Below are 25,814 nucleotides of genomic sequence, written 5' to 3' on the forward strand. Positions count from 1 at the left end.
GAAATGTAACGTCCCGGACACATTTGGTGTCGCGGAAGTAACGGAAGGCCTCTACTCTTATCGCCAGCAGCCACTCACGTGGCGGCAATCCTCTGGACCGTATCTTCGACAGGAGCACATCGCATGAGCAGCGCAGAATTCTCGGATGCCTTCACCTTCCTCAACGACTTCTTCAGCAACGCGTCTGATCTCTTCAGCGCTCTGAGCTTCTTCACCTCGCTCAGCTGATAGCTTCCGGCCGCTAGGCCGACTCAGTGGCCCCCGAAGGCGATGCCTTCGGGGGCCACTGTTGTCTGTCAGGCGTCCAAATTTGGTGACAATGTGAGCATTGTTGACCAAGTGCATGGCGGGGTTGATGTGACTGTGGTGGAATGCGAGCGAAAGAAGATAGCTTGCCTGCCCGCCACTTCGAGCGGGACACGCCGATGATCGGAGCTTTGTGCACGTCTCGCGAAGAAACCTCTTCAAGTACGCAGCGGCTGGATCGGCGGCTGCCGGACTCGCTGCATTGAGCGGTACGACGTCGGTGGCCAATGCCGGTTCGCTCGGGACCCTGCTCGATTACGCCGCCGGTGTGCCGTCCGCTCAGGCAATCAAGGCCGCCGGGTATGCGGGCGCCATTCGATACGTCTCGGACAGGCGCCCGGGCGCCGATTGGATGGTCGGCAAGCCCGTACTGGCGCGGGAAACCGACGCGTTGACCGCGGCCGGACTTCAAGTCGTTTCTTGCTATCAATTCGGCAAGGGCGGAACGGCGGACTGGCGCGGGGCCCGCGAAGCGGGCAAGCGTCATGCTGCCCGTGGCCTCGAACTACATGCGGCGGCTGGTGGGCCGTCCGGTCGGCCGATCTACGCGTCGATCGACGACAACCCGACCAGTACTGAAATCACTACGCTGATCGCGCCGTACCTCGAGGGGTGGGCCTCGGTTGTCGGCAACGGAGCGCTCGGCGTCTACGGAAACACTCGCGTGATCGACGCAATGATCAGTGCCGGCGTCGGAACCTGGTTCTGGCAGCACAATTGGGGCTCGCCCGCAGGGTATGTGCACCCGCGGGCAAACCTGCATCAGTTCGAGATCGACAAGCGCAAGGTCGACGGCGTCGGCGTGGATCTGAACTCGATCCTCACTCGGGACTACGGGCAGTGGTCGTTGGCCGGTGCGGTCGGTCCGGCCCAGCCGGTCGGATCCTCGTTGCCGACAGGATCTATCGCACCATAGCGCCGAATTTGGCGAGCCAGGCCTTGGCGTCGTCGGGGAGGGTGCCCGCCGCTTCCGCGGCGAGGCACCATGCTTTTGCCATCGACAGGAAGTTCATCGGGTTGTAGGCGTCTTCTTCGCGAGACCACAGTCCGTTGCCGGCGTAATGCAGGATCGTGATGTTGGCGGCTCCGTGCTTGGATCCGTCACCCGGATCCTCCATCGGGTTGTCGATCTCGCACACGATCCATCCGCGCTGCTCGTCGACCACGAACCAGTTGGCTGGAAATTCGGTCATGCGGTGCCCCGGGAACTCCGTCATCGTGCGAGTGACCCACTTGCGTACGGCCTCTCGGCCATTGAGGGTGCCGAAAGCGTGTTCCACGTAGACGACGTCCTCGGTGAACATGTCCGCGAAGGCGTTCCAATCGCCGGAACGAGTGCACTCGACAACGGTGTTCTGGTAACCCGCGAAGGCGTCTTCGAGTTCGGTGCGTGTCCAGGTCATGAAAGGCTCCTCGGGTAGTCGTCGCCTCAAATTAGAACACGTTGCAGAATTGATTGTCGGCGATTCGATGGAGAAGAGTTCTGCGGTACCGTCGTTGGCGGGTCGGGGACCCGTTATGTGAGAGGGCACCACGTGGATATCATCATCAATTTCATCTACACACTTCTGTCGAAGTTGCAGACGGGCAGCATCGAAGGCTCTTCGGAGAAGTGAGTCCTCCGCCGGGTTGATTCCCTTACGAGACTTTCTGTTTGGGAATCAACCCGGCGAACACCATCGTCACGACGGCGGCGGCGATGGAGATCAGGAACGTGGCACGAAACGCCTCGAACGAGGGGATCACTGCGGTGCCGACGGTGATGGTCATTCCGGCCAGGACGACGCTCACGATCGCGGCAGACGTCGACGTGCCGATCGATCGCATCAGTGAGTTCAGTCCGTTCGCGGCTGCAGATTCCGTGATGGGGACTGCGCCCATGATCAAGGCCGGCATGGCCGAGTACGAGAGCCCGACGCCCGCTCCGATGAACATTCCGGCCACGGCGACCTGCCAGACACTCGACACCGTGAAATATGCGAAGGCGTAACCCAATCCGATGACGAGGGCGCCGAGCATCAACGTGATTCGCGGGCCGCGCCAAGCCGAAATTCGAGCGGAGACGGGCGAGAGCGCCATCATGACGAGTCCGCCGGGGGCCAGTGCGAGTCCCGCTGCAACCATGGACAGTCCGAGTCCGTAACCGGTGGACGTCGGTGCCATGAGCAGTTGGGGGAGCGTCAGAGAATTGCCGTACATGGCAAAACCGACGGCGATCGACGCGAAGTTGGTGAAGAGAACCTGCGGCCGGGCCGATACGCGGAGGTCCACCAGCGGTGCGTTGCGTCGAAGTTCCCACCATCCCCACACCAGGAAGCTGAGCGCGGAAACCGCAAGGAGCCCCAGGGTTTTCGCGTCGCCCCATCCCCGGGTTCCGCCCTTGGTGATGGGGAGTAACAGGGTGATCAAACCAACGGTGAGGCCGAGCGCACCGACGAAGTCGAAACGTCCCGGGCGTCGTACGGTCGATTCGGGAATGACGAACGCAACCAGTGCGATGCAGATCAGCCCGAACGCTGCCGATGTGACGAAGAGGAAGTGCCAGTTGGCATTCTGGGCGATCACCGCGGCGATCGGCAGTCCGATCGCACCGCCGACGCCGAGGGTGGCGCTCATGACCGCCATGGCGCCGGCCACTTTCTTCGGTGGAAGAACGTCACGAATGATGGCTATGCCCAATGGAATTGCCCCGACCGATGCTCCTTGAAGTGCTCGGCCGACAACGAGCACGATCAGTGAAGGTGCGATCGCGCAGATGGCCGAGCCCAGAACGACCATCCCGAGACTGACCAGCAGCATTCGTTTCTTGCCGAACATGTCGCCGAGGCGCCCGCTGATCGGCGTGATCACCGCGGCGGCGAGGAGTGTTGCGGTGACCGCCCACGAGGTGTCGGCGGGAGTGGAGTTCAGCAGGTGCGGCAATTGCGGAATGATGGGGACTACCAGCGTCTGCATCAAGGCGACGACGATTCCGCACAGTCCTAGAACGGTGAGCACTGGACCCGAGGATGCGTAGTTCGTGTCGGGGATTTTCTCGTCGACATTGGACGACCCTGCGTGAACGGACATGCGGCTCCCGCCATGGCGTGTTCTGATTGGTGCGTTCGCCCCAGTGTGCACGCTACACATCGTGTGTAGTCTGCACAATATGAGGATGGACCGGGACCCTGATCTGGTGAATATCGAGTACGAGTTGACTCTGCTCTCGCGTTACCACGCGCTCGCACAACGGGCCGAACTTCATCTGGACCGGTCGGCGTATCTACTGCTCGGTCGACTGGAATTGCAACATCCCATGAGCCTCAAGGAGCTCTCCTGCGCTTTCTCGCTCGACATCTCCACCATCAACCGGCAGATCGGCGCGCTGAGGCGTCAGGGCTTGGTGGAGCGAGTGGAGGATCCGGACGGAGGGCTCGCGCGAAAGGTCCGGCCGACGGCGCAGGGGCTGTCGAAACTTCGTGCTGATCGCGAACATTCGACAGCCGGTGTCGAAAAGGTCCTCCGCGAGTGGACGCCGGAGCAGCGTCTCGCGCTCGGTGACCTACTGCGGCAATTCAATACCTCGGTCGAAGCGCTGGAAGGCCGCGAATGGCCGCGACCGAATCAGGTCTGAGAGTGCGAGACGGATCGTAGTGAGCGGTCCGGATCGCTCGAATCCGATTCCGGCGCAATGACAACAAGTTTCGGGTGTTCTTCGGGGGCTGCATGATTTCCACGCCAGGAGAGCAGTGACCAACGTGAGAGACCGGACAGCGCGGACCCGAGACTGGCGAACGAGCCCGAACTCAGGACCGACGCCGTAGACCCGATGCTTCCGATCGAAAGAAAAGAGCCGACGCTACCGATCGACAGGATCGAGTACGCCGATCCGATCGAGAGAATGGACCCCTCGGATCGGATGGACAGTATCGATCGCGTCGACTTGTGTGACCGTATCGACTGGTCTGGGCCGGATTTCTTCTCTGGACGACCGTGCGTGATGTCCACTCGTAGATGTCCCATCTATCGGGTCTATCACGGTGATCGGAGATGCAAAAGGGACCCACCGAAATTCGGTGGGTCCCTTTCACAAGACTTCGATCAAGCTACCGCGAACATGCCCACGGTCGGAAGGAAGCTGCAGGTGATGCGATCTGCGCCTTCCGGCTGGGTGGTCAGCGAACCGCTGATCACCGAGAGAACGCGTCCGGGGCCGGTATCGGCGATAGCCGACAGAGTGGCTGGGCCGTCCGGGTTGATGCGTGCGGCGTTGGTCAAGTTCTGGGTGGCGCTGCGCTGGTTGTCAATGTTGACCCAGGTGACGGTCATCGGCACCGGCTGGTCGTCGACGGCGGGAGCCGTACCGAGAGCGGTGAAGACGAATCCGGCCTGACCGGCAGCGGGACCGGGAGGAGGCAGGTGAGCCGGGCCGGGAACGGCAAGTGCGGTTCCGACCGAATCGGCGGTGGCCGAGATGCAGCCCTTGCCAAGCGTCGGGTAGAGGAACTGCGCGATGACGGGGGCGTTCTCGTCCGGGATCGCCGGTCCGCCGCCGCCGCTGCCGTCGAGGAAGGTGATGACCTTCTCGAGGGTGGCCTTGATCTCGGGCGGAATGCCGGGGGAGTTCAGGATCGCGCGAGCCTGGTCGAGCAACGCTTGCTGCGGTCCGCCTGCAACATCGGCCGGACCTGCGGCGGCGCCGATGATGGCGGGCGCAAACGATGCGAGGAACTCGATCGGCACACTTTCGGGTGCGGGCGGTGCTGCCGGATCGGCCATTGCCTGTGCCGGCAATGCCAGTCCTGCTACTGCGGCAATAGCGACGGCGGTGAACGCCTTTCGCATACCTCGGGTTCGAAGCACTGTTTCCCCATCCTTAGTCATACCGCGCGGGCGCCTAGGCGAGCTCCGCGTTTGACGGCTCGAGGGGTCACTCTATGTACAGAGCCCCCGGGTTGTACAGCTGTTCAGTTGCTGAGCAGCTACGCACCGGGGGGAGTCTATGGCATGACCGGCCTCGATCGTGATTTACGGCGACCATACCTGTGACTGAAGTGATCTATGTGAAAGTTGATGCAACTGTTACGTCAGATTGCGAGGTTTGTTCACTCGAAGATCAGTCGAAACGAACCGAATCGTCGACGAGTACGTCAATTCGACGGGCAAGGTCGAAGTCCAGTTCCGTGAGACCGCCCGCCGAGTGTGTCGAAAGCGTGTACGTGACCTTTCGCCAGCGAACGTCGATGTCGGGATGATGATCCGCGGCCTCGGCGACTGCCGCGATGCGTTGAAGAAGCGCGATGGCGTCCGGGAATGTCGCGGAGTCGACCGTGCGAGTGATCGACCCTGGCGACAGTTGCCAGGCGGGCAGTTCGTCGAGAGCGTTTTGGATCGCGGAGTCGGACAACAAAGTGGCCATACTCCATCATGGTGCGATGAGTGATGCACCTGCAAGGGATCGGGAAGTTGTCGCCGGTGCGATCTTCCGCGAGGGAAGGCTGCTCCTCGCGCAGCGGACGAGTCCGCCGGCTTTGGCCGGTCGTTGGGAGCTGCCGGGCGGGAAGGTCGAAGAATTCGAATCGCCACAGAACGCGTTGGCGCGGGAGCTGCTCGAGGAACTGGCGGTCGAGGTGAGATGCGGCGCCAGAATCGGTGTCGACGTGCCACTGTCGCCGGGGTTGGTCCTGCGGGCCTACCGGGCGGAGTTGGTGTCGGGAGAACCGGTCGCGCTCGACCATGCTCAATTGACATGGGTCGACGCCGAAGAACTGTTGTCGATGGATCTGGTGGACAACGATCGAGCCTGGATCCCCGAGTTACTCGCGGAATTGAGCGCGCTTACGCCGCACGAGCCTTCTTGAGACCCGCTTTCAGTTCCTTCTTGGATGCGCCCTCGTTCTCGAGCTTCTTCATCCGCATGATGACGACGGGGCACTTGATGCACCGCGTCTTCTTGCGGCAGCACTTCTTCTTCGGCTTGAGCTGCGAGACCTTGCTTGCCTTGACTTTTCCCATGTGACGCTGCGGCTTTCCTGTTTCACTACGGCGGAGAGCCCGCTCTTGAAACGAGGTTAGCGTACCCTTAAATGACCTGTTTCTCCAGGTCGTAATCCTACGCGCATCGGCGTGGTGCAGATCACTATTCGCTGGTGGGGGCGGTGATAGAGGCCGCACAATGCAGGAGTATCAGCCCGGAGCGAGTAGTATTTACTAGGCCGCGGTGCCTTCTCAGGCGATTCGTGCCCTGATTCGGATCACACACTCGTGCAGCGGCCACCAGAAGAGCCGTGCGACTTGACTTTCGCGTGGCCGAATCAACTCAGCCAGGAGAGCCATCGCGTGACCATCACCAGCTTCCGTAACGTTGCCATCGTCGCACACGTCGACCACGGCAAGACCACCCTCGTCGACGCCATGCTTCGTCAGTCCGGCGCGTTCGAGGAGCGCGCCGAGCTGGTCGATCGCGTTATGGACTCCGGCGACCTCGAACGCGAGAAGGGCATCACCATTCTCGCGAAGAACACCGCAGTACATAAGGTCAACGAAGACGGTTCCATCACCGTCATCAACGTCATCGACACCCCCGGCCACGCCGACTTCGGTGGCGAGGTCGAGCGCGGCCTGTCCATGGTCGACGGCGTCGTCCTGCTCGTCGATGCTTCCGAGGGACCCCTGCCGCAGACGCGTTTCGTGCTGCGCAAGGCACTCGCCGCTTCGCTGCCCGTCATCCTGGTCGTCAACAAGACGGACCGCCCCGACGCCCGTATCGAAGAGGTTGTCACCGAGGCTCAGGACCTGCTCCTCGACCTCGCATCGGACCTTTCCGACGAGGCCGCCGAAGCCGCTGAGCTCGCACTCGAACTTCCCGTCCTCTACGCGTCCGGTCGCGAAGGCAAGGCATCGACCGTGCAGCCCGAGAACGGCAAGGCTCCCGACGCCGAGGACCTCACCGCACTCTTCCAGGTGCTGATGGAGTACGTCCCCGCGCCGAAGGGCTCGGTCGACGCACCGCTGCAGGCTCACGTCACCAACCTCGACGCATCCGCATTCCTCGGTCGCCTCGCACTCGTTCGCATCCACAACGGCGAGCTGCGCAAGGGCCAGACCGTGTCCTGGTGCCGCGAGGTCGACGGCGAGCCCGTCGTCACGAAGACCAAGATCACCGAACTCCTCACGACCATCGGTGTCGAGCGCGTTCCCGGTGAGGTCGCCGTCGCCGGTGACATCTGCGCCGTCGCAGGATTCCCGGACATCATGATCGGCGACACCCTCGCCGATCTGGAGAACCCGGTCGCACTGCCCCGCATCACCGTCGACCAGCCGGCAATCTCGGTCACGATCGGCACCAACACGTCACCGCTCGTCGGTCGCGTCAAGGGTCACAAGCTGACTGCACGCATGGTCAAGTCCCGCCTGGACCAGGAGCTCGTCGGTAACGTCTCGCTCAAGGTCCTCGACATCGGTCGCCCCGATGCGTGGGAGGTCCAGGGTCGTGGAGAGCTCGCGCTCGCCATCCTCGTCGAGCAGATGCGTCGTGAGGGCTTCGAACTCACCGTCGGTAAGCCGCAGGTTGTCACGCAGCTCGTCGACGGCAAGGTTCACGAGCCTTTCGAAGAGCTGACCATCGACAGCCCCGAGGAGTACCTCGGCGCCATCACGCAACTCCTGGCCAACCGCAAGGGCAAGATGGTCCAGATGTCGAACCACGGCGCAGGCTGGGTTCGCATGGAGTTCATCGTTCCTTCGCGTGGCCTCATCGGCTTCCGCACGGACTTCCTCACGGAAACCCGCGGAACCGGTATCGCCAACGCCGTGTTCGACGGATACGGCCCGTGGGCCGGTGAGATCCGTGCGCGCCACACCGGCTCGCTCGTCTCGGACCGCTCCGGCACGGTGACGCCGTTCGCCATGATCCAGTTGGCCGACCGCGGAACCTTCTTCGTCGAGCCCGGCGCAGACACCTACGAGGGACACGTCGTCGGTATCAACCCGCGTCAGGAAGACCTCGACATCAACGTCACTCGCGAGAAGAAGCTGACCAACATGCGTCAGTCGTCCGCAGACGTGATGGAGACCCTCGCAAAACCGATCAAGCTCGAACTCGAAGCAGCGATGGAGTTCTGCTCCAGCGACGAGTGCGTCGAGGTCACCCCGGAGGACGTTCGCGTCCGCAAGGTGCACCTCAACGCAACCGAGCGCGCTCGCGAGCGTTCACGTAGCAAGGCACGCGACAAGGCTGCTCTGTAGTCTTTCGTCGGTTACAACCTGACAGGCGGATGTGCCTTTCAGCCGAGTTTTCGGCGGAAAGGTACATTCGCCTTCATGGTTTCCAGGCGAAAGATCTGCCAGGGAATCGAGTTGCAAAGGGGCGACGCGGCCCCGTACGGAAGGAATTGTCTGTGGCCTCAGGACGTCGCTACCTGGCGTTGGCAGTGGCAGTGACGGCGTTGTCACTGACTGCATGTACAGCCGATCCGCCGCCTCCGGTCGAGAGCACCGAAACCGTCAAGCCCACACCGACTCCGGTCGTTCCGGCGATGAAGCAGGTCACTGTGGCAATCGACGAGGTGGGAGGCGGATTCAACCCGCACCTGCTCGCGGATCAGTCGCCGGTCAACTCCGCAGTCGGCAACCTCGTACTGCCCAGTGCGTTTCGCCCGATCAATTCGCCCACACAACCTGGCGCGACGGAGTGGGCGATCGACGATTCTTTCCTCGTTTCCGCTGAAGTGACGTCGGAGGCCCCGTTCACGATTCGCTACCAACTGCGCAACGAAGCCCAATGGTCGGACGGCGCTCCCATTGCGGCAGAAGACTTTCGCTACCTGTGGCAGCAGATGATCTCGGTTCCCGGTGTGGTCAATCCCGCGGGCTATCAGATGATCGACGACGTGAACTCGTCCGGCGGCGGCAAAACGGTCAACGTCGTGATGCGTGCGCCGTATCCGGCATGGCGAGAGTTGTTCACCGATATTCTTCCGTCCCACCTGATCAAGGACACTCCCGGCGGTTTCAGCACCGGCCTGAGTGAGGGGATTCCGGTGTCGGGAGCCCACTTTCACGTGCGCTCGGTCGACCGCGGCCGGGACGAAATCGTGCTCGAACGCAACGACCGATTCTGGGGCAAGCCTTCAGACCCGGATCAGATAGTTCTGCGACGCGGAGGAACGGCTGCGCAGTTGGCGGATGCGCTGCGTACCGACGATGCCCAAGTGGCGCAGGTTCATTCGGGTAGTGCCACGGATATTCAGCTGTCTGCAATCCCGGGTGTCAGGACGGCGTTCTCCTACGTTCCGCGCACTCTCGACATCAACGTGAACGGGCGAAGCAAGAACTTCGCGGATGTTCGGGTGCGTAAAGGTGTTCTGGGACTGCTCGATCCGGACCTGCTCGCCGTGGTGGCGGCAGGGAGTGAATCGGCGTCCGCCCCGGTGAAAGCTCAGATCCTCGCTCCGTCGGATCCAAGGTATGCGCCCACCGCGCCGCCGAAACCGACCAGGGAGCAAGCGCTGGGCGAGCTGACTGCAGCCGGCTACCTGACGGCACCGCCCACCGGAATCGTCACGGGCACTGGAACGGTCGGATCGATCGTCCGTGACGGCGCCCAGTTGACACTGCTGATCGGCGCTCCCGAAAACGACGACATCGCGATCGCCGTGGCAAACACCGCTGCCGACGAATTGCGTGACGTGGGAATCCTGGCGACCGTCGAATCGGTGGCGCCGGAGGAACTCTACGGCGAGGACCTGACGACAGGACGCGTCGACATGATCGTCGGTTGGAGCCGGGCAGGCGCCGACACGGCCACTTCGCTGGCCTCGCGGTTCAGTTGCCCGAGCGCACCTTCCACTCCGGCAACAAGTTCGGCAGTGCCCGCACCGACGCCGTCGCAGACACCGGAGCCCATCCGAACGACAAGCGTCGAGGCTCCGAGCAACCTGTCCGGGCTGTGTGATCCGGCGTTGCAAGGTCGGATCGACGAAGCGCTCAGTGGCATCGGGGATCTGGGGTCGTTGATCGCCGATGCGGAACCCAGGCTGTGGGATCTTGCGGCGGTTTTGCCGATCGTGCAGAGCCGAGCGCTGGTCGCGGTCGGGACCGGAGTCGAGGGCGTGGTCCTCGACGGGCCGGTGCAGGTGGGGATATTCGGAAACGCTACGGACTGGGTGAGGGTGGAAAAGTGACCGCGTCGGCGAAGCGACTTCTGTTGGTACACGCACATCCGGACGACGAAACGATCACCACCGGTGGCACCATCGCGCGATACGCGTCCGAAGGCGTCGAGGTCACAGTCCTCACCTGCACGTTGGGGGAGGAAGGCGAAGTGATCGGTGATGCGTGGGCCGGGCTCGTGGCTTCCGAGGCCGATCAACTCGGTGGCTACCGGATCGCGGAACTGAGCGCTGCTTTGTCGGCTTTGGGCAGTGCCGCTCCTCGCTTCCTCGCCGGTGCCGGTCGGTATCGCGACTCCGGAATGATCGGCACACCTTCGGCCGCCAATCCCCGTGCTTTTGTCAATGCTCGACTCGACGAAGCAGTCGGCGCGGTGGTCGCCGTCATTCGTGAGATTCGGCCGCACGTCGTGATCACGTACGACCCCAACGGCGGCTACGGGCACCCGGATCACATCCAGGCGCACGCGATCACGACAGCGGCCGTCGAAGCTGCAGGAACGACCGCGTATCCCGAGACCGGCGAGCCGTGGTCGACTCCGAAGTTCTACTGGACCGTGACCGAGCGCAGCGGACTCGAACGCGGCATCGCGGCGATTTCCGAGTTCCCGGAGAACTGGCGTCTGCCCGAGCCCGGGGAATTGCCGAGCGTCGAGGACACAGACGTGACGACGGCAATCGACGTTCGAGGCGTCATCGATGCGAAGGCGAGGGCATTGAGCGCCCACGCCACTCAGGTGACGGTAGCCCCGAGCCGAGCCGAGTTCGCATTGTCGAACAACGTGGTCCAACCGATCCTGACGGTCGAGCATTTCGTATTGGCCGCCGGCGCGCTCGGTCCGGTGGGTGAGGACGGCCGCGAGCGCGATCTGTTCGGCGGGCTGCACAGCTGACCTGGGCGTCGGCTCACAGGCATTGCGATCGACGCCGTAGTGGTGTGTGATGCGTGTCACCGGATGGGTGGTCCTTTCGGTAACAGCAAAGCCTGGGGGCTGAAGAAATGTACAACTGGGACCTGCAAAACCAGATCGTCGCCTTCGTCGATTCGTTGCGTCCGATGGCTGGTTATTACCACGACTTGTATTACGGGTCGCTCTACGCATTCGCAGATCAGCAGAGTCATTTGCTGACTCTGCTCGGGTTCCCGCCGGTTCCCTGATCAGCTTCGTGCTTTTCGGGCGCGAGCCGGGGTGCTTGTCGGGAGGGACCCCGCGCTCGCGCGATGACGACCGATAGACCACTATCAAAACCATGACGACCGTCGAGAACAACACGGACGCCTCGACAGGAACGTCGCTGTCGTGGCTCGACCCTGTCATCCTCGGCGTCCTGATTTTCGACGGATTCTTGTGCGCGGTGTTGTCCGTCCTGTTCTTGCCGACTCATCTCGGTACGACGGCATTTCCCATCAGCATTCTCGTAGCCGCGACCGCGAACCTCGTATTGGTGATCGCCGCCCGCACGGTTACGACTCCGGGTAGGGCCGCATTGCCGCTCGCCGGTTGGATCGTCGGGTTCTTGGTGTGCATGGTGGGCGGCCCCGGCGGCGACGTACTCGTGCTTTCGTCCCCTCTGACCTTCCTGCTGCTGGTCGGTGCGATCGCTCCGGCCGCCGTTTTCCTCTTCAAAGTGGCGATCAACAGACTTGCCACCCTCAGCTCGCAATAGTTCTCGGCGCGCGCGTAGGAAACTGACCCGTGCATAAGGGACACTCAGCCTGTGGCTGAACATGATTTGGCGGGTGCGACTATCGCCTTGACCGCAGAACGGCGTGTCGAAGAATTTGCGACGCTCCTCGAACGTCGAGGCGCGGAGATCGTGCGGACACCGGTGATCCATGTGCTGCCGTTGGTGGACGATCGAGACCTGAGGACTCAGACGTCCGCTTTGATTGCCGATCCTCCGGAATTGGTCGTGATCAGTACCGGGATCGGCTTCAGGGGTTGGCTTGACGCCGTCGCCTCGTGGGGTTTGACCGAGGAGTTCCTCGGGGCTCTCGCCCACACGCGCATCATCGCCCGCGGCCCCAAGGCGACGGGTGCCATCCGAGGCGCCGGACTGCGCGAGGAATGGTCGCCTTCGGGTGAGTCGTCCGAGGAAGTTCTGGCACATCTCGGAAGCGAGGGAGCGGCAGGCTTGCGCATCGCAGTCCAGTTGCACGGCACCATCACCGAATGGGAGCCGTTGACGGACCTGAGCGCCTCCCTCGCCGACATCGGCGCGGTTGTCACTCCGGTATCGGTCTATCGGTGGATCCGGCCGCCGGATCAGTCGCCGGTCCGCGCGTTGGTCGCTGCAGTTCGTTCCGGTGCGATCGACGCGCTGACCTTCACCAGTGCCCCCGCGGTCTCCTCGATGCTCAGCACGGCAAAAGAAATGGGCGAGCTGGAGCGGTTCGTCGCAGCGATGCGCGGACCGGTACCGACCTACTGCGTCGGACCGGTGACGGCCGCCCCGCTGGAACTCCTCGGTGTTCCGACCATCCAGCCGGAGCGATCGCGTCTCGGTTCGCTGGCGCGGCTCATCATCGACGACCTGCCCACACGTCGCCACCGCCCGGAGTGACGGCTTCGATCAATGCCCACGCGTTCTCGGCGGGGAGATCGATCACCTCGTAGCTTCCGGTGCCGGCGGGCGTCGCGGCGACGACGGTTGCCACTCCCGCGCGTCGTTGGAAGAACGTCTCGCGCACCGTCCATCCGATGACACCTTCGGATTCGAGACTGTGACGCTGGCGATCGAGCGAGCCGTTTCGGGTGATCAACCATCCGGGTAGTACTGCGTGGCCGAGGCCGTTGTATCGGTCGAAGGCGAGGGCGGTGCCACCGATGGCGAGTACGGCGACCCCGAACCACGCGTAGATCGGTACATCGAGTCCAGAAGCCGCGCACGCCACACAGACCAGGAACGCCACCGCGGCGAGGAACAGTGCTCGGGTGTACCGGCGACGCCGCGCGGCCGGGCCGTGCGGGATCAGCGGGGCGGACGCCTGGCGTGAGTCACCGATCACGGTGGCCATCACTCGCTCGGCTTCCCTGCGCGGTCCCTGCGGGAGCAGTAGCGAAGATTCCTTCTTCTCGGCGCTGACCCCGGTCATGATGGCGTCGAGCCGCGCGCCGCGGGCCAATCGCAGCAGGAGCGGTTCCTTGAGCGTCGTGCCGCGGAGGCGGGCGCGGTCGAGTGTGGTTTGCCGAGTCTTCAACAGGCCGTGACTGACATGCAGGATGCGGCCGTTGTCGGTGAGTTTCATGTTGCCGAACGCGATCAGGTACTGGACGCAGGCGAGTGCACTCGACAGCACCAGCAGCACGACGAGTGCGATGACGACCATCAGTGCGATGCCGAGGCTCTCGAGTGAGTCGAAGCTGTCGCTCACTGCCGAGGATTTCGCGACGGCAGTGCCGATGCCGTATTGGAACGAGATGCCGATGATGGCTGCGATGATGGCGATTCCGGTGAACGAAAAGGGGGCGTAGCGAACCCAACTCGGTTCCCAGTGACCGATTTCGGTGTCGACCGGTTCGGTGATGCTTTCGACCGGCGTGCCCGGGGTTTCCAGTCGCCGTGCTTGCTGGGCGCCGGCCAACAGTGCGGCGCGTAGGTCCGGAACCAGGGCGGTCGACAGGGCGTTGAGCTCGAACTTGTTCGAATCGTGGCCGCTCCCGGCGCGCTGGCCGGTACCGATGCGCACGATCGACAGTCCGAGCAACCGGTGCATGACCCCGGCCTCGACGTCGACGGATCGGATGCGGCTACGCGGGACGGAGAGCAGCTTTTTCTGGAAGACCCCGGTGCGCAGTTGAACGTGGACGGGTCCGATTCGGTACGTGGTGGTGAAATACCGCAACAAACCGAAGATGACGAGCAGAGTGACGACGCCGAGTCCCCACCAGTGGTTTCCGGATTGGCTGCCGAGAACTACGGAGACGAGTAGGACCGGGAGCAGTTTGACGACTTCGTTGACGGGGTGGACCAGAAGCATGCGTCGGTCGAGGCGGAGCCAGGGCTGTTCCTCTTCCGCGGCCTCGGCAGCTGCCGTTTCCGCCTCTACCGGGATCTCGATCGCGGTCGGGTCGCCCAACTGTTTCTCGTTCACGTCGCGTCTCCCACGTTGGTACCCGCGATCTCCGTCAGTTGAGCCACCGTGCGGTCGGCGACTTCCTGGTCGAGTGCGGAGATCTTCACGGCCCCGGCCGACGACGCTGTCGTGACCGTGACGGTTGCCAGACCCAACATGCGGTCGATCGGTCCGCGCTCGGTGTCCACGGTCTGCACGCGCGAGATCGGTGCGATGCGTCGCTCCTGGGTGAACCAGCCGGTGCGGGTGTATACCGCGGTGTCACTGATCTCCCATCGGTGGACCCGATACCGCCACGCCGGGACCATCAGAATGTAGGTGGCAGCGAAGAGTACGGTGACTGCGAATACGGTGCCGACCACCCAGGACGGGATTCCGGGCACCAAGACGGCACAGACGATTTCGGCGACGATGACGGGTACCCAGAACAGTGAGGCAGTGATTGCCCACAGCCTCGGGGCTTTGGTGCTGGGTCGCCATAACGGGTCGGCCATGGTCAGCGGTTGCGGCGCAGTCATGGGCACTACTTTGGTCGAGTGAGGGGCGATCTGTCGACATCGGCCCTATCGTGGAGTGTGGCGACCGCGAAGGGAGCACGTGATGACCGAACAAGATGCGACATTCGACCCGGAGGCTCCGGAATCAGATGCGCTCGAACAATCGACACCCGTAGATCCGAACGCCCCTGAAGAACCCGATCTGACCGACATTCCGCTCGACGCGCCAGTGGCTGACGTCGTGGATCAACGAGTCGAGGTTGCGGTCGACGACGACTACCGGCCGTCGTGATCGAGGCGGTGTCGGGGCGGTGAGGCCTCCTACTTCTGGCACCGGGTGGCACTAGTCGTCCCACATGGCGCATGATCGCTAGGTGAACCGAACTGGTGATGACTCCGGCAAACCCACCATGCTTCCGATGCCAGGTATTTCCGCGTCCGCCTCGTCCAGTCCGTCGCCCGGCCCGTCAGCGTCGGCGATGCGGCGAGTTCTCCGTCGTGCACGCGACGGAGCGACCCTGAACGTCGACGAGGCGGCAACGCTGCTGCAGGCACGGGGAACCGATCTGACCGATCTGTGTTCTTCGGCGGCCAAGGTTCGCGATGCCGGTCTGCTGGCAGCGGGTCGGCCGAACACCGTGACGTATTCGCGGAAAGTTTTCATTCCGCTGACCCGTCTGTGCCAGGACAAGTGCCACTACTGCACATTCGTCACGGTGCCAGGGAAGCTGCGTGCCGCTGGGCACGGCATGTTCCTGGAACCGGACGAGGTTTTGGACATTGCCAGGGCAGGCGCCGAATTGGGCTGCAAGGAAGCGTTGTTCACGCTGGGGGATCGCCCCGAGGCTCGCTGGCCGGAAGCCAAGCAATGGCTGGACGAACGCGGCTACGACTCCACCCTCGACTACGTGCGAGCGATGTCGATCCGGGTACTCGAGGAGACAGGCCTGCTCCCACACCTCAATCCCGGTGTGATGAGCTGGCAGGAACTCTCGCGGCTCAAGCCCGTTGCGCCGTCGATGGGCATGATGCTCGAGACGACCGCTACCCGGCTGTTCACCGACAAGGGTGAGTGCCACTACGGCAGCCCGGACAAGGACCCGGCGGTTCGGCTACGCACCCTGACCGACGCAGGCCGACTGAACATCCCCTTCACCACGGGAATTCTTGTGGGCATCGGGGAGAACTTCCTCGAACGTGCCGAGTCGATCATGGCGATACGCAAGTCGCAGAAGGCGTTCGGCCACATCCAGGAAGTGATCATTCAGAACTTCCTGGCCAAGCCCGATACCGCGATGCGCAATACGCCTGATGCTGGACTCGACGAGTTTCTCGCGGCCATCGCCGTCGCACGCCTGCTGCTCGGGCCGACGATGCGGATCCAGAGTCCGCCGAATCTCGTCTCGAACAGCGAGTGCCTCGCGCTGCTCGGCGCAGGCGTGGACGACTGGGGCGGGGTATCACCGTTGACCCCCGATCACGTCAACCCCGAGCGTCCCTGGCCGAATCTCGAGACCTTGGCCGAGATCAGCGCCGAGGGCGGCTTCACGCTGACCGAACGCACTGCGGCTCAGCCGGCATATGTCCTGGCCGGGGCTCCGTGGATCGATCCGCGTATTGCGGGTCACGTGCAGGCGCTGGCGGATCCCAAGACCGGTCTCGCCTTGCCCGACACCAAGCCGGTGGGTCGGCCGTGGCAGGAACCGGACGAGTCGTGGGAATCGAGCGGACGCGTCGATCTCAATACCGAGATCGACACGGACGGGCGCAACACCGAGACCCGCAGTGACCTGGGCAGTGCGTTCGGCGACTGGGAGACCGTGCGCGAACAGGTTCTCGAGCTCAGTGCTCCGATTCGCGTCGACACCGATCTGCTGGCTGCGCTCCGCAGTGCCGAACGCGACCCGGCCGGATGTTCCGACGACGAGTACCTGGCCCTCGCCACGGCGGAGGGCCCGGGCCTGGAAGCCGTTGTGGCACTGGCGGATGCGCTGCGCAAGGATGCCGTCGGCGAGGACGTCACCTACGTGGTGAACCGGAACATCAACTTCACCAACATCTGCTACACGGGCTGCCGATTCTGTGCGTTCGCGCAGCGCAAGGGTGACGCCGACGCGTTCACGCTGTCGGCAGAGCAGGTCGCCGACCGTGCGTGGGAAGCGCACGTCGCCGGCGCAACCGAGGTGTGCATGCAGGGCGGTATCGATCCGGAACTTCCCGTCACCGGTTACGCCGACCTGGTCCGGGCCGTCAAGAAGCGCGTGCCGTCGATGCACGTCCACGCGTTCTCTCCGATGGAGATCGTGAACGGTGCATCGCGCAGTGGTGAGAGCATCAGGGATTGGCTGACGGCCCTTCGTGAGGCGGGCCTGGACACCATTCCCGGTACGGCAGCGGAGATCCTCGACGACGAGGTGCGCTGGATCCTCACCAAGGGCAAACTGCCGACGGCGGAATGGATCGAAGTGGTCACCACGGCCCACGAGGTGGGGCTGCGGTCGAGTTCGACGATGATGTACGGGCATGTCGATCAGCCGCACCATTGGGTCGGGCACCTGAACGTTCTTCGCGGAATCCAGGACCGTACAGGCGGATTCACGGAGTTCGTGCTGCTGCCGTTCGTTCACCAGAGCGCGCCCCTGTACCTGGCGGGCGCTTCACGGCCAGGGCCGACCAATCGGGACAACCGCGCTGCGCACGCGTTGGCACGCATCATGCTGCACGGCCGCATACCCAATATCCAGACCAGCTGGGTCAAACTTGGCATCACCGGAACGCAGATGATGCTCAACGGCGGCGCCAACGACCTCGGCGGAACGCTGATGGAAGAGACGATCTCGCGGATGGCCGGCTCCGAACACGGTTCCGAGAAGACCGTCGCAGAACTGCGCGCCATCGCCGAGGGAATCGGACGTCCGGCACGCGAACGAACCACCACACATGCACGACGCGAAGGAGCGATTGCCTGATGGCTGACGTACTGGGGGACCGCAAGGTCGTCGAGGTTCTCGATCGAGCGGTGTGGGGGATCAACCCGGTTCTCGACCTCGCCTACAGCGATCCGCTCGGTATCAAACGTCGGACGTTCGAGCCGACCGATCCCGAGCGAAACGCTGCTGCGATGGTGTTGGACGCGGCCGCTTGGGTCCTCGACGTCGTCAAGTTCCCCGGGACGGCGGCGTGGTCGGTGATGACCGACGAGCAGCGCTCGAAGTGGTGGACGACCCGGTTGGGTGCACTCAACACCGTCGCCGTCGCGTTTCCCGGCATCTTCGGCGTCCTCCTCAATCGGTTGCCGATCCAGGACCTGCTGGCCTTCGCGAATCAGGCCGTTGTGCTCGTTGCGGTTGCCCGTGAACACGGAGTGACCGAACGGGATCAGCAGGTGGACCTCCTGGCGTCGGTGCTGTGCCGGCGTGAGACGAAGTCTCGAGAGCTTCTCACCGGAGAAGACTTCGCCGAGAAATCAGCCGGCGGCGCCGACGAGACCTGGCGCCCGTTCGCGCTCATCGGAACGTTGTGGCGCACGTCCAAGACTTTTCGTGCCATCACGGACGAGTTGCACAAGCGGCCGTCGCGGACAAAACCGTACGAGATCATCGGCAAGATTCCGGTGGTCGGCGTCGTGGCGGATTACCTCGGTGAGCGGGGCGCACTGGTACGCGCGGCCGCTCTGGGGGAGAAGTGGATCGCGATTCGGTCGAGGAACTTCACCGCAGTAGGCTGAAATGTGTTACCCCCGCCTGCTCAGAGTCGGTCGGCAGGGGGATAATAGGCTGTTCCCGCGGTACGTGAGAGTCGTATCGGATTTTCGGCCCCTTGCAACTGCGTGTTGCGGCGGCGATGCACGACAGGAAGGCAGGGAGATCGGCAGTGACCTACACGATTGCTGAACCGTGTGTAGATGTGATGGACAAGGCGTGCATCGAAGAATGCCCTGTCGACTGCATCTACGAGGGTGGACGCATGCTTTACATCCACCCCGACGAGTGTGTCGACTGCGGCGCGTGTGAGCCTGTCTGTCCCGTCGAAGCCATCTTCTACGAAGACGACGTCCCGGACCAGTGGAACGCGTACATCAGCACCAACGTCGATTTCTTCGACGATCTCGGCTCACCGGGTGGAGCGGCCAAGCTCGGCAAGGTCGACTACGACACGCCGTTCATCAAGGCGCTGCCTCCCATGGGTGAGGAATAGAGATCTTGTCTCGTACTCCGGTGGCCGCTGGGCTTCCTGATTTTCCGTGGGATTCGCTCGCCGATGTCACGGCGAAGGCGCACTCTCATCCCGACGGCATCGTGAACCTGTCCGTGGGGACGCCGGTGGATCCGGTGGACCCGGTGATTCAGGAGGCTCTGGCCTCTGTTGCCGAGGTGCCCGGATACCCGACGACTCATGGCACGCTCGCGCTTCGCGAGGCCGTGGCGGAGTCACTGGATCGCCGCTACAACATTCCCGACGTCGATCCGGCAGCGGTGCTGCCGGCCATCGGTACCAAGGAAATGATCGCGTGGCTGCCGAAATTGCTCGGTCTCGGAGCCGGCGATCTGGTGGTCATTCCGGAGTTGGCGTACCCGACGTACGAGGTCGCAGCGAAACTGGCAGGTGCTCGTGTCCTGCGCGCCGACGGCTTGAACAAGCTCGGTCCCGAGTCGGCGGCGATGATCTTCGTGAACTCGCCCTCGAATCCCACCGGCAAGGTGCTCGGCCTCGAGCACTTGCAGAAGGTCGTGGCCTGGGCGCGCGAGCGCGGCGCCATCGTCGTCTCCGACGAGTGCTACCTCGGATTGACGTGGGAAGCCGATGCGCTCTCCATTCTCGATCCTCGTGTCAACGACGGTGATCTGACCGGTTTGCTTGCGGTCCACTCACTTTCGAAGACGTCCAATCTCGCGAGCTATCGCGCCGGGTTCGTCACCGGTGATCCGGCTCTCGTGTCGGAACTGCTCGAGGTGCGCAAGCATGCGGGCATGATCCTGCCGCTACCGATCCAGGCGGCGATGACCGCAGCCTTGGGCGACGACCAACACGAGAACATCCAGCGCGAGCGGTACCGCGAGCGTCGTAGTGTGTTGATCGAAGCTGTTCGAGGCGCCGGATTCACCGTCGACAATTCCGAGGCAGGTCTGTACCTCTGGGCGACGCGCGGCGAGGAATGTCGAGCGACGGCCAGTTGGTTCGCCGATCGTGGGATCCTCGTTGCCCCCGGTGAGTTCTACGGACCGAGCGGGAGAAAGCACGTTCGGATCGCTCTCACCGCTACAGACGAACGAATCGCCGCGGCAGCAAAGCGCCTCTCCGCCTGAACCGTGTGCTTTCGCGGGTGTCAGGTTCCCTGATGTCGGTATCGGTCCGATGTAAGGTCGCGCTGTGACCACCTCAGGGACCGGCGGCTTGGACGCGGTACTGATTGTCGCCGTCGTTGTTGCCTCGATCGCGCTGATGCTCGCGTGGCTGAAGGATCGTCGAATACTCGGAGACCTACCTCTTTCGGCCGTTGTGCTTTGGCTCGTGGTGGCAGTGCCGTCAATTTTGCAGGCGCTGATGCCGGGACTGTTGGACATGTTTCGCCGTGATCCCACGTTGATCCGCGACGGTCAGTGGTGGCGGATCCTGACGTCGGTGTTCGTCCAGGACGGCGGCCTTGCCGGGACGGTTGCCAACCTTCTCACGTTGGCAGTGGTGGCGCCGCCTGCTTTTCGGCTCTGGGGCGCCGCACGCGGTTGGGCACTCTTCCTGCTCGGTCAACTGTTGTTCGGTTTGCTCACCACCGCAGTCTTCCCGTCGACCGGCGCAGGCAACTCCGGTGCCACGCTTGCTCTGGCAGCGGCGGCCGCGGGCATCGGCGTTCTGGTGCGCCCGCGAATGCCTGAGATTGTTCTGACGGTCGTGATTGTCGTCGGCGGCGCAACATTGGTGACGGTCGACGACGCACACGGATTCGCGGTGCTTTCCGGGGCGCTCTTGGGGGCTGCGCTGGTGACGCTGTTCCCTCCGCACTCGATGGACGCGCGTCGGGCAGGAGAAAGTTTGCGACCATCCGCGCTGTGAGATGCTGTCGTGGTGCTGCTGAGATCCTTGAACCCCCTTGCTGTTGCCCGCGGTGACGACCTCGACGACGCCGTGACGATCGGTGACACGGTTCTCTCGCGGAGTGCCATTCTCGGTGCCGCGACCTCGGTCGCGGAGCGAGTGGCGCAGGCCGATCGGGTTGCCGTATTGGCAACTCCCACAGCAAAAACGATTCTCGCCGTCGTCGGGGCGTTGATTGCCGGCGTCACCGTTGTGCCGGTCCCGCCGGACTCGGGGAAGGCTGAGCGAGAGCACATTCTGCGTGACTCCGGTGCCCAGGCGTGGCTCGGCGAAACGGACGACCACTGCGAAGGTCTGCCCGTGGTTCCCGTCCGATTGCACGCTCGCTCGTGGCACAGCTATCCCGAACCGGCACCGCAGTCCACAGCATTCGTCCTGTACACGTCCGGAACTACCGGCCCACCGAAGGGCGTTCTGCTCAGTCGCTCGGCTATCGCAGCCGGGCTCGACGCGCTCGCCGAGGCCTGGGACTGGACGTGGCGAGACACCCTCGTACACGGGCTTCCGCTCTTCCACGTGCACGGACTGATTCTCGGAATCCTCGGCCCCCTCCGGATCGGCAGCCGGGTGATCCACACCGTCAAGCCGACGCCGGAAAACTACGCAAGGGCCAAAGGCTCCCTCTACTTCGGTGTCCCCACCGTCTGGTCGCGTATCGCCGAAGACGAAGAAGCTGCCCGCGCGTTGTCCGGTGCCCGACTTCTGGTCTCCGGTAGTGCGCCGCTTCCCGTGCCTGTCTTCGAAAAGCTGCGGGAGCGAACAGGATTGACGCCCATCGAGCGTTACGGCATGAGTGAGACGATGCTGACCCTGAGCACGCGTTTCGACGGCGAGCGACGCCCGGGGTGGGTCGGCGTGCCGCTGCGCGGAGTCGAGACTCGTCTTCGTGACGAGAAGGGCAACGATGTGCCGCACGACGGCGAGAGTATCGGCGGCCTACAGGTACGTGGGCCGATGCTTTTCGACGGCTACTTGAACCGTCCGGACGCAACCGCCGAGTCCTGGACGGAGGACGGCTACTTCAAGACCGGTGACGTCGCCGTCATCGACGAGGGTGGGTTCCACCGAATCGTCGGCCGCGAATCCATCGACTTGATCAAATCCGGTGGATTCAGAGTCGGCGCCGGCGAGATCGAGACCGCCATCCTCGGGCACCCTTCGGTGTCCGAAGTTGCGGTGATCGGTGTCCCCGACGCCGATCTGGGGCAACGGATCATCGCCGTCGTAGTCCGTAAGCCCGGGACTCCCGAGGTCACCGAAGCCGAATTGGTCGAGTTGGTGGGGGCGGAGTTGTCGGCGCACAAGCGTCCCCGTGAGGTTCGATTTGCCGAGACTCTGCCACGTAACGCGATGGGCAAGGTTCAGAAGCGTGAGCTGCTCTAGCAGGTCAGTTTGCTGAAAAGTCGCTGCGACGCTTGAAGGTTCGTGAATTCGGCCGGCCTGTCCCGAAATGTGGGCTCGCCGGTTCTCCGACGATTCAGCGCTAGTTGGAATTTCTGTGTTCTTGGCTACACTACCGCCCGGTAGGGACAGTTCCAGTCGCGCGCATACCGTCGGTATGCCTGAGTGCGAGTGGCCTCGGAAGGGCAGATTTCATGGCGGGCGGACGGCATTCGAGTCCTGACAGCGGGCGGTCGATCGGGTTCTACGCAGTGGGTGGGTTGGTTGCCGTCGCGGTAGTCGCCACCGGGGTGGTGGTCTTCAAGGCAACACAGTCCGATTCCTGCGAGAGCGTCGACGAGTACTCGCTGGCAGCGGATCCTGCGATCGCGCCGGCAGTCACGGAGATCCTCGCAGAATCGTCGCCGGAGCAGACAGGCTGTTCACGGATCACGGTCACCTCTGCGCTGCCCGGGGACGTTGCGGGAACTTTGGGTAAGGGCGTGGACGCTCCGGACATGTGGATACCGGATTCGACAGCGTGGGTGGGCAAAGCTGCATTGACGGCCAAAGGGCCGGTCGCTGCCGCCGGCGGTTCGATCGCCACCTCGCCTGTCGTACTTGCCTCCGGCGGTGGCGAACAGTTTGCCAGTTGGCTCACGGCGCTACAGGTTCCCGATCTGGCGTTGGGCAATCCGTTGTTCACAGGGGTTGCGTCGGCGCCCATTCTCGGAGCTCTCGCGGAAACCGGGGCCACCTCCGAATCCGTTCGAGCGGCACTCGTACCCCATGCGCAAGCGGAGAGTGTTCGTACCGAAGATCAGCCGGTAGGACAGAAGATGCTCACCGAATTGGTCAGCTCCGGAAAGGTCGGTGTTTCGACCGAGCAACAGGTCGTCGAGTTCACGAAGGCCGAGTCGAAGATTTCCGCGACAGTACCGGCGACGGGAACCATGATCATGGATTACCCCCTGGTGGTCAGTGCTTCGGCACCGGACCGGCACTACGCCGCAGCCAAGAAGAGTGACGCCATCGCCGAGCTGTTGCACAGTGAATCTGCTCAGGAAGTGCTGACGCGCAGCGGGTTCCGTACTTCCGGCGGTGGAGCCGTCGAAGGTGGAGTCGGTGACGTCACGGCACTGACCGTGTCCGAACAGTCGGTGGCCGATCAGACACTGGGCGCTTGGGCTCTGATGGCCAAGCCGATCCGGACACTCGTTGCGATCGACGTGTCTGCGTCGATGGACTACCCGGCGGCAGGCGGCAAGACGCGCATGCAGTTGACCACTGCTGCTGCTCTGGCCGGCAATCAGGTCTTCCCAGACAGCGTCGCTGCCGGTCTCTGGGCGTTTTCCCAAGGTATGAACGGAACCCAGGACTTCCAGGAATTGGTGCCGATCAGGCGCTACGACACGATCGTCGACGGTGTGACTCAACGAAAGTTGATGGCAGATCAGGCGAACCGGCTCACCGAACTCAAACGTGGCGCCACAGGTTTGTACGACACGACGCTGGCCGCATTCCGTAAGGTTCAGGAATCGTACGATCCGCGAGCAGTCAACAGCGTCATCATCTTGACCGACGGCGCAAACGAAGATCCTGACAGCATCAGCCGTGAACAGTTGCTCGATGTTCTTGCACGCGAGCAGGATCCGGCGCGTCCGGTCATCATCGTCACCATCGGCATCACCGATGACGCAGATGCGGCGGCGCTCGCCGATATCTCCCGCGTGACGGGCGGTTCGACGTACATCGCTCGTGACCCCTCGGAGATTTCCGAGGTGTTCGTGAACGCATTGGCTCACCGAGGAACTTAGGCCGCATCCGGACTGGTCCAGGGTGCCGGAAGTGGCGGAGCCTCAGACGAATACCGGTGCCCGGTAGGTGTCGTCGTGGTGAAGGTGTGCCGGTTACCTGGTACAGGTTCGGCAGTCCAGTCCGAGGCCTGTTTCGCGTAATTGCATGCCGCACACAACCCGGCACCGTTGGCTGCGCTGGTGAGTCCACCCCTCGAGTGATCGCGAATGTGGTCGCGGTGGCGAACCGGCGCGTCGCACCACGGAGTACGGCAGCTTCGATCACGGAGTTCGATCAATCGCGCCAACCCCTTCGGGAAGGTTCTCGCCGTGGATTCCATTGCGGTCAGCGCGCCCGTATCGGGGCGTGCGTAGAGCTTTCGGACCGTTGCCACCGTTTCGGAGTCTTCGCTGGCCTTGGTGATCCATTCGCGTGCAATAGCGGCTGGTACAGGTCCGTACCCGTGGACGTACGCCGGGGCGGAATTGTCGCCCAACAATGACTGGTCGGAGACAACCAGATTCACGGTGACGGGTGTCGGTGTGGCGCGGCCGATTCCGGTAACTCGCTCGACCAGGAGATCAGCCATGATTTGCGCTCGGGTGCGCTTGTCCCCGCCGGCAAGTACGGAATCTGCGTCGCGCCTGAGCGTGGCGTGCACGGCGATACCTTCGGCCGCGGGAAGAAACACATTGAGCCAGCACATCGTGTCGGGCGCAGGCCGTGACGTCACTCGTCTGTCTCCCACGGCTTTGCGTGGCCGTCTGGCAACACTGTCGGAGTCTATTTCGGCAGCGCGTGCGCGGATTCTTTGTGTCAGTTGATGGTTGCCGCATCCGTCCAAGATTGCAGCGTCGCAGCAGAACTCGCGATCCAACGTAGCGCGATCCTGGGCGGTGAGACATGAAGTCTCGCGCATGAGGATCGTCGCCTGATGCTCACTGATGGAGCCGTCGACGAGTAGTCGAAGTGTGTGCGGCATCTCGTCGTTCAGTGCGCGGGCCAGGTTCAGATGCTGAGTTCCGAACCAAGCCGACTCTCGCCGTGCGAGGGCAATCTGCGCGTTGATTCCACGGCCTTGGTATGCGCGCGGCACTCCCCGTTCGCTGCGGTCGTTGCGGGTGAACGCGTCGAGATCGGCAGCCAGCAATGCCTGGGCACCAGCGCAACTGGCCTTCAACTCTTCCAAGGCGCGCAGAAGATCCACGCGTGCTGCGTTGTCGATGGATCGATCCATGCTGACGAGTGATGCTCGGAATTGTCCGATGGTCTCTTCGGATATCGCCTGTTTGGATATGGCCTGTTCAGATACTTGCGTCGTCACTTTTACCCCCCGGTAGTGTCGAACATACATTCGATACTAGCCTCGACAGCGAACGGACGCAACGCCTTTCTCCGTTGGCGTCTGAAAGTTCCGACAGTTCGGTTTTCATGGTTGACTGGTCCTCATGATCGAGCTGAGGGGATTGACCAAGGTTTACGGACCGACGAAAGCGGTGGACGATTTGTCGT

26 protein-coding genes are annotated in these 25,814 nt (G+C 63.2%); 17 read left to right on the forward strand and 9 right to left on the reverse strand.

Translation table 11 applies throughout. The features are described 5' to 3' along the window. The first annotated feature begins 439 nt into the window (after positions 1 to 439). Complete coding sequence (locus tag P3G66_RS25640) at positions 440 to 1,222, forward strand: DUF1906 domain-containing protein (protein WP_042920828.1); 783 nt, start codon at positions 440 to 442, stop codon at positions 1,220 to 1,222. Here the strand turns inward: P3G66_RS25640 and P3G66_RS25645 are convergent. Together P3G66_RS25645 and P3G66_RS25650 are read right to left on the reverse strand one after the other, a co-directional pair. Next, positions 1,209 to 1,709 carry a nuclear transport factor 2 family protein gene (locus P3G66_RS25645; RefSeq protein ID WP_007726289.1) on the reverse strand — a complete coding sequence of 167 codons (501 nt, stop codon included), beginning with the start codon at positions 1,707 to 1,709 and terminating at the stop codon, positions 1,209 to 1,211. The genes P3G66_RS25640 and P3G66_RS25645 overlap by 14 nt on opposite strands. Positions 1,710 to 1,944: 235 nt before the next feature. Beyond that, a complete protein-coding gene (locus P3G66_RS25650) occupies positions 1,945 to 3,375 on the reverse strand; it encodes an MFS transporter (RefSeq protein WP_276117295.1) in 1,431 nt (476 codons plus the stop codon). An 85-nt stretch (positions 3,376 to 3,460) separates the two neighbouring features. Here P3G66_RS25650 and P3G66_RS25655 point away from each other — a divergent pair, with 85 nt between their 5' ends. After that, complete coding sequence (locus P3G66_RS25655) at positions 3,461 to 3,919, forward strand: MarR family winged helix-turn-helix transcriptional regulator (protein ID WP_003945257.1); 459 nt, start codon at positions 3,461 to 3,463, stop codon at positions 3,917 to 3,919. Here the strand turns inward: P3G66_RS25655 and P3G66_RS25660 are convergent. The 3 genes from P3G66_RS25660 to P3G66_RS25670 all read right to left on the reverse strand — a co-directional run bounded on the left by P3G66_RS25660 (position 3,910) and on the right by P3G66_RS25670 (position 5,704). Continuing rightward, the gene (locus P3G66_RS25660; protein WP_042448789.1) at positions 3,910 to 4,308 is read right to left on the reverse strand and encodes a hypothetical protein; all 399 of its coding nucleotides are present in this window, start codon (positions 4,306 to 4,308) and stop codon (positions 3,910 to 3,912) included. The two genes, P3G66_RS25655 and P3G66_RS25660, sit on opposite strands and share 10 nt — an antisense overlap. A 78-nt stretch (positions 4,309 to 4,386) precedes the next feature. Then, positions 4,387 to 5,130 carry a hypothetical protein gene (locus P3G66_RS25665; RefSeq protein WP_003945233.1) on the reverse strand — a complete coding sequence of 248 codons (744 nt, stop codon included), beginning with the start codon at positions 5,128 to 5,130 and terminating at the stop codon, positions 4,387 to 4,389. A gap of 271 nt (positions 5,131 to 5,401) precedes the next feature. Continuing rightward, positions 5,402 to 5,704: a 4a-hydroxytetrahydrobiopterin dehydratase gene (locus P3G66_RS25670; RefSeq protein ID WP_003945236.1), complete on the reverse strand. Its 303-nt coding sequence runs from the start codon at positions 5,702 to 5,704 to the stop codon at positions 5,402 to 5,404. A gap of 16 nt (positions 5,705 to 5,720) precedes the next feature. Between P3G66_RS25670 and P3G66_RS25675 the strand changes: the two genes are divergently transcribed. Beyond that, a complete protein-coding gene (locus P3G66_RS25675; RefSeq protein ID WP_007726279.1) occupies positions 5,721 to 6,146 on the forward strand; it encodes a (deoxy)nucleoside triphosphate pyrophosphohydrolase in 426 nt (141 codons plus the stop codon). Here P3G66_RS25675 and P3G66_RS25680 read toward each other — a convergent pair. Then, positions 6,124 to 6,300: a hypothetical protein gene (locus tag P3G66_RS25680; RefSeq protein ID WP_003945207.1), complete on the reverse strand. Its 177-nt coding sequence runs from the start codon at positions 6,298 to 6,300 to the stop codon at positions 6,124 to 6,126. The two genes, P3G66_RS25675 and P3G66_RS25680, sit on opposite strands and share 23 nt — an antisense overlap. Before the next feature lie 324 nt (positions 6,301 to 6,624). On the opposite strand from P3G66_RS25680, the gene typA reads away from it, so the two are divergent. The 6 genes from typA to P3G66_RS25710 all read left to right on the forward strand — a co-directional run bounded on the left by typA (position 6,625) and on the right by P3G66_RS25710 (position 13,022). Beyond that, positions 6,625 to 8,532 carry a translational GTPase TypA gene (gene typA, locus P3G66_RS25685; RefSeq protein ID WP_007726276.1) on the forward strand — a complete coding sequence of 636 codons (1,908 nt, stop codon included), beginning with the start codon at positions 6,625 to 6,627 and terminating at the stop codon, positions 8,530 to 8,532. 152 nt (positions 8,533 to 8,684) lie between these two features. Next, positions 8,685 to 10,469, forward strand: a complete 1,785-nt coding sequence (locus P3G66_RS25690) for an ABC transporter family substrate-binding protein (protein WP_276117296.1) — start codon at positions 8,685 to 8,687, stop codon at positions 10,467 to 10,469. Beyond that, complete coding sequence (mshB, locus tag P3G66_RS25695; RefSeq protein ID WP_007726273.1) at positions 10,466 to 11,350, forward strand: N-acetyl-1-D-myo-inositol-2-amino-2-deoxy-alpha-D-glucopyranoside deacetylase; 885 nt, start codon at positions 10,466 to 10,468, stop codon at positions 11,348 to 11,350. The genes P3G66_RS25690 and mshB overlap by 4 nt, the downstream gene beginning before the upstream one ends. Before the next feature lie 107 nt (positions 11,351 to 11,457). Then, complete coding sequence (locus P3G66_RS25700; RefSeq protein ID WP_003945210.1) at positions 11,458 to 11,616, forward strand: hypothetical protein; 159 nt, start codon at positions 11,458 to 11,460, stop codon at positions 11,614 to 11,616. A 92-nt stretch (positions 11,617 to 11,708) separates the two neighbouring features. Next, positions 11,709 to 12,125, forward strand: coding sequence for a hypothetical protein (locus P3G66_RS25705; RefSeq protein WP_030536224.1), 417 nt, complete (start codon positions 11,709 to 11,711; stop codon positions 12,123 to 12,125). Positions 12,126 to 12,176: 51 nt separating this feature from the next. Continuing rightward, the gene (locus P3G66_RS25710) at positions 12,177 to 13,022 is read left to right on the forward strand and encodes a uroporphyrinogen-III synthase (protein WP_211920621.1); all 846 of its coding nucleotides are present in this window, start codon (positions 12,177 to 12,179) and stop codon (positions 13,020 to 13,022) included. Here P3G66_RS25710 and P3G66_RS25715 read toward each other — a convergent pair. Continuing rightward, a complete protein-coding gene (locus tag P3G66_RS25715) occupies positions 12,982 to 14,553 on the reverse strand; it encodes a PH domain-containing protein (RefSeq protein WP_081305368.1) in 1,572 nt (523 codons plus the stop codon). The genes P3G66_RS25710 and P3G66_RS25715 overlap by 41 nt on opposite strands. Then, the gene (locus P3G66_RS25720) at positions 14,550 to 15,053 is read right to left on the reverse strand and encodes a PH domain-containing protein (protein WP_042926352.1); all 504 of its coding nucleotides are present in this window, start codon (positions 15,051 to 15,053) and stop codon (positions 14,550 to 14,552) included. Before P3G66_RS25720 ends, P3G66_RS25715 begins: the two co-directional genes overlap by 4 nt. A gap of 82 nt (positions 15,054 to 15,135) precedes the next feature. On the opposite strand from P3G66_RS25720, the gene P3G66_RS25725 reads away from it, so the two are divergent. From P3G66_RS25725 to P3G66_RS25760, 8 genes are all read left to right on the forward strand, one after another. Next, positions 15,136 to 15,324, forward strand: coding sequence for a hypothetical protein (locus P3G66_RS25725; RefSeq protein WP_003945217.1), 189 nt, complete (start codon positions 15,136 to 15,138; stop codon positions 15,322 to 15,324). A gap of 118 nt (positions 15,325 to 15,442) precedes the next feature. Beyond that, positions 15,443 to 18,001, forward strand: a complete 2,559-nt coding sequence (locus P3G66_RS25730) for a bifunctional FO biosynthesis protein CofGH (RefSeq protein ID WP_003945208.1) — start codon at positions 15,443 to 15,445, stop codon at positions 17,999 to 18,001. Continuing rightward, complete coding sequence (locus P3G66_RS25735) at positions 18,001 to 18,759, forward strand: hypothetical protein (protein WP_030536220.1); 759 nt, start codon at positions 18,001 to 18,003, stop codon at positions 18,757 to 18,759. Before P3G66_RS25730 ends, P3G66_RS25735 begins: the two co-directional genes overlap by 1 nt. A 146-nt stretch (positions 18,760 to 18,905) precedes the next feature. Then, the gene (gene fdxA / locus P3G66_RS25740) at positions 18,906 to 19,229 is read left to right on the forward strand and encodes a ferredoxin (protein WP_003945248.1); all 324 of its coding nucleotides are present in this window, start codon (positions 18,906 to 18,908) and stop codon (positions 19,227 to 19,229) included. Between the two features lie 5 nt (positions 19,230 to 19,234). Continuing rightward, positions 19,235 to 20,338 (forward strand): succinyldiaminopimelate transaminase, encoded by a 1,104-nt coding sequence (gene dapC, locus P3G66_RS25745; protein WP_276117297.1) that lies wholly within the window; start codon positions 19,235 to 19,237, stop codon positions 20,336 to 20,338. A 64-nt stretch (positions 20,339 to 20,402) separates the two neighbouring features. Continuing rightward, a complete protein-coding gene (locus P3G66_RS25750) occupies positions 20,403 to 21,083 on the forward strand; it encodes a rhomboid family intramembrane serine protease (RefSeq protein ID WP_064113470.1) in 681 nt (226 codons plus the stop codon). Between the two features lie 12 nt (positions 21,084 to 21,095). Continuing rightward, positions 21,096 to 22,508 carry an acyl-CoA synthetase gene (locus P3G66_RS25755; RefSeq protein WP_007726254.1) on the forward strand — a complete coding sequence of 471 codons (1,413 nt, stop codon included), beginning with the start codon at positions 21,096 to 21,098 and terminating at the stop codon, positions 22,506 to 22,508. A 212-nt stretch (positions 22,509 to 22,720) separates the two neighbouring features. Continuing rightward, positions 22,721 to 24,322 carry a substrate-binding and VWA domain-containing protein gene (locus P3G66_RS25760; protein WP_007726253.1) on the forward strand — a complete coding sequence of 534 codons (1,602 nt, stop codon included), beginning with the start codon at positions 22,721 to 22,723 and terminating at the stop codon, positions 24,320 to 24,322. Here the strand turns inward: P3G66_RS25760 and P3G66_RS25765 are convergent. Further along, complete coding sequence (locus tag P3G66_RS25765; RefSeq protein WP_346349163.1) at positions 24,319 to 25,626, reverse strand: DUF222 domain-containing protein; 1,308 nt, start codon at positions 25,624 to 25,626, stop codon at positions 24,319 to 24,321. The two genes, P3G66_RS25760 and P3G66_RS25765, sit on opposite strands and share 4 nt — an antisense overlap. Positions 25,627 to 25,814 lie beyond the last annotated feature (188 nt).

The sequence above is a fragment of the Rhodococcus sp. C3V genome, assembly GCF_029269915.1.
GTDB lineage: Bacteria > Actinomycetota > Actinomycetes > Mycobacteriales > Mycobacteriaceae > Rhodococcus_F > Rhodococcus_F qingshengii.